The organism is Indolivaga capnocytophagoides (assembly GCF_036511535.1).
GTDB lineage: Bacteria > Bacteroidota > Bacteroidia > Bacteroidales > Dysgonomonadaceae > Dysgonomonas_A > Dysgonomonas_A capnocytophagoides.
The window spans coordinates 2,575,208-2,587,674 of the sequence record NZ_AP028867.1 but is presented as its reverse complement, the minus strand read 5'-3'; the positions used below and the strand labels follow the sequence as shown (position 1 = coordinate 2,587,674).

The 12,467-nt window shown below is 35.7% G+C and carries 11 protein-coding genes and 1 pseudogene; 4 read left to right on the top strand and 8 right to left on the bottom strand.

All coding sequences use genetic code 11. From position 1 onward, the window contains the following. Positions 1–376: 376 nt before the first annotated feature. The 5 genes and pseudogenes from AABJ51_RS10395 to AABJ51_RS10375 form a co-directional block, all read right to left on the bottom strand. Positions 377–619 (bottom strand): annotated as a pseudogene (locus AABJ51_RS10395) (DUF4133 domain-containing protein); the annotation flags it as partial. A 41-nt stretch (positions 620–660) separates the two neighbouring features. Beyond that, positions 661–960 carry a DUF4134 domain-containing protein gene (locus AABJ51_RS10390; RefSeq protein WP_026626753.1) on the bottom strand — a complete coding sequence of 100 codons (300 nt, stop codon included), beginning with the start codon at positions 958–960 and terminating at the stop codon, positions 661–663. Positions 961–1,119: 159 nt separating this feature from the next. Further along, positions 1,120–1,782: a hypothetical protein gene (locus AABJ51_RS10385; RefSeq protein WP_338372466.1), complete on the bottom strand. Its 663-nt coding sequence runs from the start codon at positions 1,780–1,782 to the stop codon at positions 1,120–1,122. A gap of 3 nt (positions 1,783–1,785) precedes the next feature. After that, positions 1,786–2,193 (bottom strand): DUF3408 domain-containing protein, encoded by a 408-nt coding sequence (locus AABJ51_RS10380; protein WP_338372465.1) that lies wholly within the window; start codon positions 2,191–2,193, stop codon positions 1,786–1,788. Next, entirely contained in the window at positions 2,186–2,959 is a 774-nt protein-coding gene (locus tag AABJ51_RS10375) for a ParA family protein (RefSeq protein ID WP_338372464.1), read from the bottom strand. Before AABJ51_RS10375 ends, AABJ51_RS10380 begins: the two co-directional genes overlap by 8 nt. A 676-nt stretch (positions 2,960–3,635) precedes the next feature. Between AABJ51_RS10375 and mobA the strand changes: the two genes are divergently transcribed. The 3 genes from mobA to mobC are packed head-to-tail and all read left to right on the top strand — an operon-like array spanning position 3,636 to position 7,369. Further along, complete coding sequence (mobA, locus tag AABJ51_RS10370; protein WP_338372463.1) at positions 3,636–4,079, top strand: conjugal transfer protein MobA; 444 nt, start codon at positions 3,636–3,638, stop codon at positions 4,077–4,079. After that, on the top strand, positions 4,064–5,347 hold the full coding sequence (mobB, locus tag AABJ51_RS10365; RefSeq protein ID WP_338372462.1) for a conjugal transfer protein MobB: 1,284 nt from the start codon (positions 4,064–4,066) through the stop codon (positions 5,345–5,347). The genes mobA and mobB overlap by 16 nt, the downstream gene beginning before the upstream one ends. A gap of 21 nt (positions 5,348–5,368) precedes the next feature. After that, entirely contained in the window at positions 5,369–7,369 is a 2,001-nt protein-coding gene (gene mobC / locus AABJ51_RS10360; protein WP_338372461.1) for a conjugal transfer protein MobC, read from the top strand. Between the two features lie 203 nt (positions 7,370–7,572). Here mobC and AABJ51_RS10355 read toward each other — a convergent pair whose 3' ends face one another. The 3 genes from AABJ51_RS10355 to AABJ51_RS10345 all read right to left on the bottom strand — a co-directional run bounded on the left by AABJ51_RS10355 (position 7,573) and on the right by AABJ51_RS10345 (position 10,721). Beyond that, the gene (locus tag AABJ51_RS10355; RefSeq protein WP_338372460.1) at positions 7,573–8,421 is read right to left on the bottom strand and encodes a DUF8758 domain-containing protein; all 849 of its coding nucleotides are present in this window, start codon (positions 8,419–8,421) and stop codon (positions 7,573–7,575) included. 3 nt (positions 8,422–8,424) lie between these two features. Further along, positions 8,425–9,369: a DUF488 family protein gene (locus AABJ51_RS10350; RefSeq protein WP_338372458.1), complete on the bottom strand. Its 945-nt coding sequence runs from the start codon at positions 9,367–9,369 to the stop codon at positions 8,425–8,427. 125 nt (positions 9,370–9,494) lie between these two features. Next, positions 9,495–10,721, bottom strand: coding sequence for an nSTAND1 domain-containing NTPase (locus AABJ51_RS10345; protein ID WP_338372457.1), 1,227 nt, complete (start codon positions 10,719–10,721; stop codon positions 9,495–9,497). A gap of 214 nt (positions 10,722–10,935) precedes the next feature. Between AABJ51_RS10345 and AABJ51_RS10340 the strand changes: the two genes are divergently transcribed. After that, a complete protein-coding gene (locus AABJ51_RS10340; RefSeq protein WP_338372456.1) occupies positions 10,936–12,327 on the top strand; it encodes a DUF3945 domain-containing protein in 1,392 nt (463 codons plus the stop codon). The last annotated feature ends 140 nt before the right edge of the window (positions 12,328–12,467 follow it).

The following is a 12,467-nucleotide window of genomic DNA, read 5'->3' as shown; positions in this document are numbered from 1 at the left end:
ACATAGCACGATAAATTGTCGGATACGACTTCCGTCTGTTACTACTGACAGTAGTTGTGTTGTAGTTGGTTTTACCCCGCTCCCCATGAAATTCTGAGATTGAGAACTACAATATGGCGTTTGTAACTGTCTTACGCCATAGCTTGCCTGCTAACCACTTAGACTATCGTTCAATTAGTTTGAATTTTATCCTCATATTTATCATTTCACTTCGCCATTCAGTCGCAGTATGACAGCTAACTGACTTTTGACTTTTCCGACATGCTACACTCCCTGTTTGGTTTCCCTCCCAGATAAGTCGGCTAGTGATAGATTTTATCAAAACCTTTATCTAACAACTTGCTATAGTTGTATTTAACACATACCCTTATGGGCGCACCTTCATGAGCCCATGCTCTCCGTATTTGTCGTTCAGGAGGAATGTTGCCCAGACCAATGTCCCGGCTGTAATTACTCCGAACCCGATACAGATTACCTGACTGATTCCGATCATATACATAATCACAAAGACGATAAATACAGACAAGAGTCCACCTGCAAAAATGAAGAGATACTGGCTTTTGAGTCCCCGAAATTCTGCGGGTTTGCCGATTCCTTTGTTGATTGAATATTCTGCCATTCTTCTCGTTATTAAAAGTAAAATAAGAGAGTCTGAGACTCCTATAAGAAGAATGAGCGAAGGATGGTGGCGGCTACAATCAGGAAGATACAGGCTCCGAACCAGGAAGCAGCAGTCTTAGATGTATCGGGGTCACCTGAGCTGAACTTGGAGTACACCTTTACACCTCCGATCAGCCCTACAACAGCACCGATGGCATAGATCAGTTTAGTGGCCGGATCAAAGTAAGAGGTAACCATGTTTGTCGCATCGGTAATACCCTGCATACCGTTTCCCTGAGCAAATGCAGAGGCTGATGCAGCCATTAGTATGGCTACAAAAAATGAAACTTTTTTGTACATAAATTTGATTTTAAGCTATGGGGAGTGGATAGTTCCCCATAGCGGGTTTAACTTGTAACGTTGGAAATTAGTGGCGGTTACAGACCGTTTTATTAAAGATATTCTACAACTTTCTATCTCATAAGCAACCTCCTTTCTTTAAATGGTTATTATCTGACCTTAGAAATAATCGTCTGCTTTAAAATTTTTATACTCATCCGATTCATTTAGATGAGAAGCGAGGCCTGACTCAACATACTGCGGATTCTCCTCGGCATGTTGTTGAAGACGGAGTCCGATGAGTGATGTTATCCTGACAGATAATTCTTTCTTTGCTGAAACCATCTTATCTACCAGTTCCGTATCCCGGTTATCATACAAAACTTGTCCGGCCTTACGTTCCTCTTCTTTGGTGGCGGTCTTGCTGTTTATAACCTTTACAGTATTCATCATTAACTCATAATCCATCCCTCCGGCTGTATAGACTTCACCTTTTGTATAAGCAGCAATTTCGGCTTCCTCTTCATGATCAATTACTGTTTCGGAAGGATCGGCGTCTATCACTAAGTCCTTCGGATCAGGCTCGCTTTCATCCTTTGACGAATCAAATATAGACGCTTTTTTCTGTGGATTATCCGATTCTAAGGAACTGTCATTCAATGTCATCATTTGTCTGATATCAGGCATGCTTTTACCAACCCGTCCAACCCTTTTTTCACTTTTCTGAGACTTTTCATTGTCTGATTTAGAGTCGGAAGAATTCTTCTTTATGGTTATCTTGTAATCTGACAGTTTAATCAGGATAATTCCCACAAGGCATAGGATAATAAGTAATTCTATCATCGTCTAGTCTATTAAATCGGTTCGGTCCTGTTTATACAAAGTATTTATCTCATCTTTGTATTTTTCAAGATGATGCTTCAGAACATTGTCGATATAACCACCCACTGATACATCATCTCCGGCAATTTGTTTTACGATCCGCATAATCGTTTGATATACCGATCTACTGATATATGCACCCTGACGTAGCCGTATTTCATTACGGCATAAAAAAGTAGCTTCATAATCATCCAGACTACTATTGCTACGCTTGTTCCGCTTACTACTATTCTCTTTAGGCTTTACTACCTCATCAATATTTTCTACGATCTCTTCTTCTTTTTTAGAAAGAGCTTTGCCTTCTTTACGTTCTCCGATGGATGCCAACAGAAAGTCTTCATCAATTTCGTATTCGTTTTCCTTTTTAGCCATTAGTACCTCCTTTCACGATAGTTAGAAATTCATCTGTAACCTGATCCAGCTGGCTGCCTTTTATCAACCTCTTATCGGCTGGGAGTAATGTAGAGCGAAAGATTGGTTTATGCTCCGTTGTTATTTCATGACGAAAACGTTTTGTATCGGGAACAAATGATTTCATGACCTGTAAGCCCAATTCGGCTATCACTAATTCGTAGACTCCATACAGATGGTTACTTTCTCTTCCATCCACCATATTCCATAGTAAATACAGGCTTTTTATATTTCCCTTTCCAGTGGTTATAATCTGCTCATTGATCAGTCCGGCATATTCCAATGAACTTTCCAGAACCATACGATCAGCAGTAATGGGTGTTATAATATGATCCATTTGGGCAAGGGTGCTTAATACTCCTTTGGCATTCATTGTTCCGGGTAAATCGAAGAATATAAAATCCAATGGTACTTCTGATTCATGAATAATCCGTTCTGCAGTTTCAATAGCTTCAGTAGTTCTGCTCATTTCTATCGGATAAGCCTTTTTGTTCAGGATCTTACATTGCCTATAAAAAAGTGATTTGTAATACGGATCTTCTGTTACAGACTGTTTATCCCGCAATCGCATCCCATTGATACTGTATTGGGGATAGTCACAATCCACAATAGCTACATTGTAGTCTTGTGAATAGTGGAGATAACTGGATAGTAGGACGGTCAAAGCGGTTTTACCTGCTCCTCCCTTCTGGGTAGAAATAGCGATAAATAATGTTTTCTCTTTCATGTGATACTGTTTTAAATAAGTAATTCAATAATTCATTCGATCAATCAGGAATAAGAGAGTTCGTTCAGCTATTCACGAGTTACATAAGGTTATCATTACTTACTGAATGATATAAATATGAAGTTCGTGAACTCCATATCAAATGAGTTATAGCCTGATGTCATGACTTAGTGAAGTCATTCATTCATGAAGCCATAAACTCTGTCATTATTGTCCTAATCAAAAGCTTCATACACTCACGATATCAGTCATTCCTGAGCAGATTAGATACATCTTTCATTAAAGAGTTTTTGAATGACAGAGCTCACTAATTCGTTAATTGATTCACACAAAAGAACATTGAAAATAGATAACCAATAGCAGTAAAAAAAGAACTGTCATCTAATGACATCTGGTGTCACCATTTGTCCGATAAGTATATGATAACCTTTTGATTAATGGACTCTACCTTTGTAGCGTGATGATAATCTTCCAGATTTTGAATTGGCTAATTATCGTTTCCGAAATTAGCTTCTCGGGCAATCCATCGGAGGATGGATTTTGAATGTCGTCAGACATTAGCAAGGTATGTTTTGAGCAGCCCGAAATACTTTCCAGCTGCTCAAAACCCTTGCCCCTTACAGGGGAGAAAATCATTCCGAAGTCATGATTTTGTTCATTAAATATTTATATAGTTATGATACCAGATAATCAATCAAACAGGCGAAAAGGTGGTAGGAATCCCAAAGATAAGCCTGCTGTTTTTCGCTATTCCATCCGAATGAATATAGATGAGAATAATAAGTTCTTGTCATTATTCGAACAGTCGGGAGAAGCTGTCAAAGCACATTTTATAACCTCTTGCATTTTCAACAGACCTATAAAAGTGGTCAAAATAGATAAAGGTGTACAGGACTATTATATGCGGATGACAACTTTTTTCGGACAATACCGTGCTATAGGAACAAATTATAACCAGATAGTAAAAGCTTTGAAATCCAATTTTACAGAGAAAAAAGCATTGGCTTTTCTCTATAAACTGGAGAAAGCTACGCTTGAATTAGTCATTTTACAAAGACAGATGATGGTACTAACAGATGAATTTGAACGAAAATACGGGCATCTATGGTTGCAAAAATAAGTAAGGGGAGTTCTCTTCAAGGTGCATTGTTGTATAATCAGGAGAAGGTAAAAGAGCAGCAAGCAAAGGTTCTTTTCAGCAATCGGATCATATTAAATCGGGATGGTTCACTGAATATGTATCTGGCAAATCTATCATTTGCTCCATACCTGAATGCAAATAAGAATACAGAAAAACCAGTCCTGCATATATCTATTAATCCTCATCCCGATGATATAGTTTCAGATGAAATGTATAGTGATATTGCTCATAATTATATGCAAAAGATGGGTTTAGGAGACCAACCTTATATTGTCTACAAACACGAAGATTTAGACCGAAAGCACATTCATATCGTGACCGTAAATATAAATGGGGATGGAAGAAAGATTGGAGATTCTAATAATTTTTATCAATCAAAAAAGATAACCAGAGAATTGGAAAAAATGTATGCTCTACATACTGCAGAGAAAAAGAAACAATCGGAAGAATTTCCACAGCTCAAACGGGTAGATTACCAATCGGGAGATATAAAGAAACAGATAGCTAATATTTCAAAATCCCTACTAAAGAATTATCGTTTCCAATCCGTAAATGAGTTCCGTACTCTATTATCCCTTTATGGGGTAACAGTAGAGGAAGTAAAGGGCGAAATTAAGGGAAAGAATTATTCCGGTCTGGTATATTCTGCCATAGATGAGAAAGGAGAAAAGGTTGGGAATCCGATAAAGTCTTCTGTGATTGGAAAAAGTGTTGGATATGATCCCTTACAAAGCCGACTGGAGTATTCAGCTAAGTATATGAAAGAACACAAGATATTTGAATCCCCGAAATTGATTGTTGGTTCGGCAGTAAGTAGCTATACCGATAAGCAAACTTTTCTGAATGACTTGGCTAAAAATAATATCAATGTAGTATTTCGAGAAAATACCGATGGACGTATTTATGGAGCAACTTTTATAGACCATCAGAGTAGATGTGTTTTCAATGGCTCAAAAATGGGAAAGGAATTTTCCGCTAATGTTTTTAATGAGCTATTTAAGGATGATACTACAAATAAACATCAGCTAATTATAAATCCGACAGATAATACAACCAAAGGATCTGATGCTGATAAACCAATCAACAGCTTTACCGAAAATGCCGATTATACTAACAAACAGGAAGATTCTACAATAGATATTTCGTTATTGGAACAACATGGTACAGACTATACAGAAGAGGCTTTTACTCGCAGAATGGAAAATGAAGAGAAGAAGCGAAAACGAGCAAAATTCAAAGGATTATAATAACAACTAAAATATAATCATATGCAAAACGAAGATGACTTAAGAGGTTTGGCTAAAGTAATGGAATTCATGCGAGCCATTAGTATTTTATTTGTGGTTATCCATATATATTGGTTTTGTTATCAATCCATTTGGGAGATGGGCATTAATATCGGAGTTGTAGATAAAATTCTGCTCAACTTTCAGAATACAGCAAGATTGTTTTCACATATCCTTTGGACAAAGCTTTTTGCCGTAGTATTTCTGGGACTATCCTGTTTAGGAACGAAAGGAGTAAAGGAGGAAAAAATAACTTGGAACAAAATATATGTATTCCTGTTCTTTGGGTTTATCTTTTTCTTTCTCAATTGGTGGATACTGGCTTTGCCTTTACCATTGGTGACCAATACAGCCTTGTATATATTCACAATGACAATTGGCTATATTCTGTTGTTGATGGGTGGATTATGGATGAGTCGTTTACTGAAAACGAATCTGATGGATGATGTTTTTAATATGGAGAACGAAAGTTTTATGCAGGAAACACAGCTCATGGAGAATGAATATTCGGTCAATCTGCCTACATTATTTCAGTATCAGAAGAAACAATACAAAGGTTGGATTAATGTGGTTAATCCTTTTCGGGCAACTATTGTATTGGGGACTCCCGGTAGTGGTAAGTCTTTTGCTGTAGTCAATAATTACATAGACCAGCAAATTAGTAAAGGTTTCGCTTTATACTGTTATGATTTCAAATATCCCGATTTATCTACAATAGCCTATAATAAGATGTTACAATATGCAGATAGATATGATGTTGATCCTCAGTTTTATGTTATCAACTTTGATAATCCGGAGCGTAGTCATCGTTGTAATCCGATTGCACCTGAATCTATGACGGATATATCAGATGCTTATGAATCAGCCTACACGATTATGCTGAACTTAAATAAGACATGGATACAGAAGCAGGGCGACTTCTTTGTGGAATCTCCGATTATTTTGCTGGCTGCAATTATCTGGTATCTCAAATTATACGATGGAGGTAAGTATTGTACATTTCCTCATGCGATAGAATTTCTAAATAAACCTTATAAAGAGATATTTCCTATTCTCACATCTTATCCACAATTAGAAAACTATCTTTCTCCTTTCATGGATGCATGGCATGGAAATGCACAAGAGCAGTTGCAAGGACAGATTGCCAGTGCTAAGATCCCACTATCAAGAATGATTTCGCCACAACTTTATTGGGTAATGTCAGGTAATGACTTTACATTGGATATCAATAATCCCGATGCACCTAAAATATTATGTGTTGGAAATAATCCTGATAGACAGAATATTTATGGGGCAGCTTTGGGGTTATATAACTCTCGTATTGTGAAGTTGATTAATAAGAAAGGCTTGTTAAAATCGTCTGTTATTATTGATGAGTTGCCAACGATCTATTTTCGAGGGTTGGATAATCTGATCGCAACTGCCCGAAGTAACAAGGTGGCTGTTTGTCTAGGTTTTCAGGATATATCGCAATTGACTCGTGATTATGGACGAGAAGAGGCTGATGTTGTAATGAATACGGTCGGTAATATTTTTTCTGGACAAGTCGTTGGTGACACTGCAAAAAATCTATCAGATCGATTTGGAAAGGTATTACAGAAACGACAATCGATGACGATCAACAAGCAGGATAAATCGACAACGATTAACACGCAACTTGACTCCCTAATTCCTGCATCTAAAATTTCAACACTCACACAGGGTATATTTGTCGGCTCTGTTTCTGATAATTTTGAAGAACGAATCGAACAGAAGATGTTTCATGCTCAAATTGTTGTAGATACAGAAAAGGTATCTGCTGAAACTAAGGAGTTCAAACAGATACCTGTTGTTATGGATTTTCAAGAGGTTTATGATAAACCAATGAAAGATGTTATTGAGAATAATTATTACACCATCAAGAAAGATGTTACGCAGATTGTTGAAATTGAAATGGATCGGATTATGAAAGATCCGAAGTTGAGTAAGCTGGTAAAGAAATAATATTAATCTTATGGAAGATTTTGTCTAGCATGACAGAATTAGTTTCATCTAATTTATTAAACAATAATGATGTTAAATACTAGGCTCTTTTGGCTTAAAGAACAAGACTAATATGATCTTCATAAATGTAGTAAAATCCTTTTCATAAGGAGAAATAAATATAAAACATCTATTTTCAGGTAAATATCAAATCGGAAAATAAATCAATCGAAAGAGAAAGGAATTTTAATCTGTGGATTATTTTCAGGCTCTATTTTTTTAGGATGAAAAGTACCAATTATCATGAAAGGATTATGCGATGTGTAATGGTGTAGTTGAGAAGTGCCTAAGAAAAAATGTAGATCTTTAGTCATAGCAAAATCATCTAAGTATTTCTTTTTTACATCTGTCAAAGCTTTTAGTTCATCTCCATTATATTTAGCCAAGCAGTTCCAATAAAGTTGGCCTAACTCCCAATCTTCAATCATCGGCTTACTTATTTTTCCATTGCAATCTTCAAATATAAATCTGAATTTATATGGAAGCTTTGCTACAACATCAAAAGGATCTTCTGGATGCTCAAATAAATTGAGTTGAGATCTATTACTTTTTAGTATTTCAATCTTTTTTCGATCCCATTCTCGGTCGTCATCCTCCCATATGAAATCAATAATTTTTGTAGGTTTAAAAACAGCTAAAGATGTACATATTTCCTTATCTTTTGCCTCATCTATTAAAAGAGATAGATCTGTATATACTTTGCCTAAAGCATGTTTTCTCCTCTTTGACCAATTATCTTTAGTGTCAATATGATCTACTATATCTATTTTTGAATCTATAGATCGAGGTCTATAGCTTTCGGGTCTAAAATCACTAGTGTTTTTTACTATATCTATCTCTATCCAATCATATTTCTTATAACGCTGATCATATTCTTTTTTACGGAAAGGGATTGGATAAAGTCTAATCCATGAACCATCCTCTCTAAAACCAGCTGTGCATACAAGTTCATCGTATTTGACTGATAAAGAAGGATATGTTTTTACAGCAATTAAGACTTTTGTTAAGGCCATTTATCAGATGTGTTTTAGTTCATACTTAAAATCTTTCAGATTAGATATTGCTTCAGCTAAAGGCTTGCGATGGCATTGACAAATATTTGCTTCAAAACAAGTCAATGCAATACGTTTATATTTTACTAATAAATCTAATATGTTCTTTTGATAGTTAGAAGTCGATTGAATTGTTGTTTGTTTATAATCTAAAAATAATTGATCATAGTCAGATTGAGTATTTAATTCCTGTCTTTTTTCGGATATGATTCCTACTTCAGGAATATGTATATACGAAATACCGACACTTTCACAAAATTTCGCCAACGAAGATTTACTAAAGCCATATTTTTGACTTAATGCATTTTTTCTTACATCGACCAATAATTTTACATCATTCTTTATGAGTTTATTTAAATATGCTTCGAGCGATACTCCCTCGTATCCAATTGTATATAAAATAATATCGTTATCTGTTTTTACGATTTGATTCTTAGCCGAATTTATTTGCTCTATCGTTAATATATCTTTGACAATCAAACTATTTACTGAATAGTAAGGATAATTAGTATAAGTATGCTTTACCAAACTCGAGTTTGTCATACCTCCATAAAGTTTCTCTATTTCTTTTAAAGAAGCTAAATCAAAGACTTTTAGTTCATTTAAATAGTTTTTAGAGTCCGTTTTTCGAAAAGTTTTTTCTGTTTCTGCAAGCACCCCTCTATTAACCATTGCTTTTATATCTGCATTCGCAGAGTAGGAATAACAACCGTATTTATATGGAATAAAATCATATGTCGGATTTGATTCCAAGCGACTTAATAGAAATAACAATTTTTGAAATCGAATTTTTTCAATTTCACCACCAAACAGCTGAATTAATGCTAATATTATTTTTCTTCTGTAAAACATAAAAACAAAGATAAGCAAATCCGTATAGATATCTTTTTTATGAGTTACTTTTATCAAGCCTTTCCAATATTATGAAGTAGACGCTATTGAGATTGTATGCATTGGAATGTGATAAATAAAAATAATTCTATTTTTTCACACTTGTATTTTTTTACAATGTTTTAGATTTAAAACAGGTATTATTAATACTCTTTATCAGGTAAATATGCTTTGTGTATTTTAACAAAGCTAGGCATTCTAGGATCTGAAAACCGATATATTGTTCTACTTAATTTTCTTATAATTTGATTGCCTGTTGAATCCGAAAGCTTTTGTAGATATGGAGTAATATTACCTGCTTTCATATCCATTCTAAATATATCGTAATATTTTTTTCTGATATCTGCATTTGTAAAGCCTTCAGCTTTACAAGCCGCTGCACATAACAAAAAATTTTCGTATTTTTCTCTATTCGGACGATCTACTGACTCTTCAAACATTTCTTTCAAGTAAATTTCAGAATCATTAATTGCTTGAGAAGTTGCATATTCTAAGTCATTTAAAGTTATTTCTGTCCTATCATCAAGGATTACTTTCTCGGCAGCTTTATATCCTAGTAAGTGCGTAAAATAAGGATATCCAGAGCTTGCTATAACAATTTTGGGAATAACAAAAGCTGTGAATCTTAAATTTAATAATCGTGCTCCATCTACAAGAATTGCTGTCAGAGCAGGTATTTTCATTCTATGAACTCTAATTTCTCTAAGGCAGCGACTAACCGATGGATGTCCTGCTGTCAATTCTTTTGCAGAATCAGCAATTCCAACAACTAATATTTTAAAATCAGCTTTCTTATCACTTAGGAGCTTCATGACTTCTGCTATTTTAAACTTGTCTTCTTCTGTTTGTATTGCGTCAAATTCATCAATAACTAACAATCCTTTTATATCCGCAATTTGATCTGCAACATAAGACGGATTGGACGCTAATTGGTCATCTCCTTTATCTGTTATCGTCTTGTTTTTGGTTCCACTAAACATTTTTATACTCAAAGAACCCGATGTGGATTTAGTCTTTGATATTGTAGATATGATAATCCCAACATCAGCTAATGGCCTTTCAAATATTGAAACGAAATCATCCGATTTCGAACATCTCTTAATGAAACGCTTTAATCCCATTTTAGCTGTTAATTTAGCAGATGCAACTTCGGCTAATGAGCTTTTTCCTATTCCTCTTTCACCATAAATGAGTGCATGTTGCCCAGGTGTAGTGAGATGTTTAAATAAATTCTCAAGTTCATCCCTTCTCCCTTTCAGAGCATTCACATCTTCAACAGGAAAATGAGGAGTAAAAACTCGGTTCAAACCTGATTTTTCAATCTTAATATTATTATCAAGGAAGTCGTTAATTATCTCAGACTCATCCATAATGCATTCTATTATTTTTTACGAAAATAAGCAAAACAAGTGAATATTTAACATTTTATTCGTATATATATCATTGATAGCGGAAAACTATCTCAGACAAATGATGACAACAGATGTCATCAGGTGACAGTTCTTTTATAATCAATTACATACCGATCTTTTCATTCTAAATTAGTAAAGCATTGCTATTGATGCATTACTAATTTAGGATAAGATGAATAAAAAAGTAAACGACCAAGAAATTCTGCTGGTCACAGAAAAAGATAGTAACAACCTGAATGTTGTCAGTGGTATCAATGAAGACGGAACACCTAAAACGGTTAAACCAACTAAAGAAAATGAGCCAGCCTTTCTGAAAATCGACAAGAATGCCGATGTATTAGAAAACTTCTTCAAAAACTTCCTGAGCCAAAGCAAAGATCCTACACATTTCCATTTCTTTAAAATCCCATTAGAGTTGTTTGAGAGTATTACGCCTGTTCTCAAAGAAATGCTGAAAGACCCCGATAATCCATCCAATAAAGAAGCATTAGACGCCTACAAGATATTACCTGAAGCTTTTGCCCCAAAAGAATATCAGGCATTGGATGAATCCCGAATTAGTTGGGATCAATTAGCCGAGTTAGGTATAACCAAAGAAAAACTCGAAAGATCAGGTAGTTTAGAACTAATGCTGAACTGGCAAAAATCCCCTGTATTGCTTACCATCAAAACCGAGGCTTTGGGAGAAGCTGTCTATTCCGATGCCCGACTGTCTTTCAGGGAAGATGCAGAGGGTAACCTTAGACTGCGTATTCACAATATACGTAATGCACCCGAACTTAATTATCCCTTTATGGGAGCAACATTCACAAAAGAAGATAAAGAGAATCTTCGCCAGACAGGTAATGCCGGAAGACTGATTGAGATTGAACCTAAAGAAGGTATGAAGATGAATGCTTTTGTCTCCATCGATAAGCTGACCAATGAGTTGGTAGCACTTCGGGCCGACAGAATAAAAATACAGGATGAGTTCAAAGGCATCAAATTAAGTGAGGAACAGAAGAAAGATCTGGCAGAAGGAAAAGGCGTATACTTAGAAGATATGAAATCCAAGAAAGACACCTTGTTCAATGGTACTGTTCAGATTAATGCAGATAGAAGAGGTCTTGAAATATATTTTGGAAATACCCCCAGGCAAAGCCAATCCCAACAACAATCTGAAAGCCAGCAAGAAGCCCCAAAGTCTTTCCGCAAGAAAGAACTGACAGAAGACCAGCAGGCGAGCCTGAATGAAGGGAAAACCGTTTATGTCAGTGGCCTGACTGATCGTAACGGGAAAAACTACAATGGCTACATTACATGGAAACCCGAGACGGGTAAAACCGACTTCATGTTTGCTACCGATTACAAGAAAGCATTGGAACAAGGAGCGGTTAAGCCCGATGATCGTCATAAGGTGCAGGTTGCCGTTAATTCGGAAGGAAAAACTAATGAAGCTACTAAGAAAGTAAAAGAACCGTTAGAGCAAGGACAGACCACACCAACTGAAAAACAGAAAGAAAAACAGGAAAATAAGCAGGAACAGGAAGAGTCTCAGCAACAATCCCGGGGAATAAGAAGATAACATATAAATCCCTATATTTACCACTGATTTCTACAATCTTACTATCATAGGCGGCTTTGTATCGGGAGGTACTTTGGTCAGCTTGTAACTTTGAGAAATTAGTGGAGGCTCTCGGGGAAAGGAAAACCCGGGAGCCGTTC

What these genes read in the sequence shown, in the direction of transcription:
- AABJ51_RS10380 (WP_338372465.1), bottom strand. Translation starts at nt 2,193, where the DNA reads ATGGCTAAAAAGGAAAACGAATACGAAATTGATGAAGACTTTCTGTTG.
- mobB (WP_338372462.1), top strand. Translation starts at nt 4,064, where the DNA reads ATGGTTGCAAAAATAAGTAAGGGGAGTTCTCTTCAAGGTGCATTGTTG.
- mobA (WP_338372463.1), top strand. Translation starts at nt 3,636, where the DNA reads ATGATACCAGATAATCAATCAAACAGGCGAAAAGGTGGTAGGAATCCC.
- mobC (WP_338372461.1), top strand. Translation starts at nt 5,369, where the DNA reads ATGCAAAACGAAGATGACTTAAGAGGTTTGGCTAAAGTAATGGAATTC.
- AABJ51_RS10345 (WP_338372457.1), bottom strand. Translation starts at nt 10,721, where the DNA reads ATGGATGAGTCTGAGATAATTAACGACTTCCTTGATAATAATATTAAG.
- AABJ51_RS10385 (WP_338372466.1), bottom strand. Translation starts at nt 1,782, where the DNA reads ATGATAGAATTACTTATTATCCTATGCCTTGTGGGAATTATCCTGATT.
- AABJ51_RS10340 (WP_338372456.1), top strand. Translation starts at nt 10,936, where the DNA reads ATGAATAAAAAAGTAAACGACCAAGAAATTCTGCTGGTCACAGAAAAA.
- AABJ51_RS10355 (WP_338372460.1), bottom strand. Translation starts at nt 8,421, where the DNA reads ATGGCCTTAACAAAAGTCTTAATTGCTGTAAAAACATATCCTTCTTTA.
- AABJ51_RS10375 (WP_338372464.1), bottom strand. Translation starts at nt 2,959, where the DNA reads ATGAAAGAGAAAACATTATTTATCGCTATTTCTACCCAGAAGGGAGGA.
- AABJ51_RS10390 (WP_026626753.1), bottom strand. Translation starts at nt 960, where the DNA reads ATGTACAAAAAAGTTTCATTTTTTGTAGCCATACTAATGGCTGCATCA.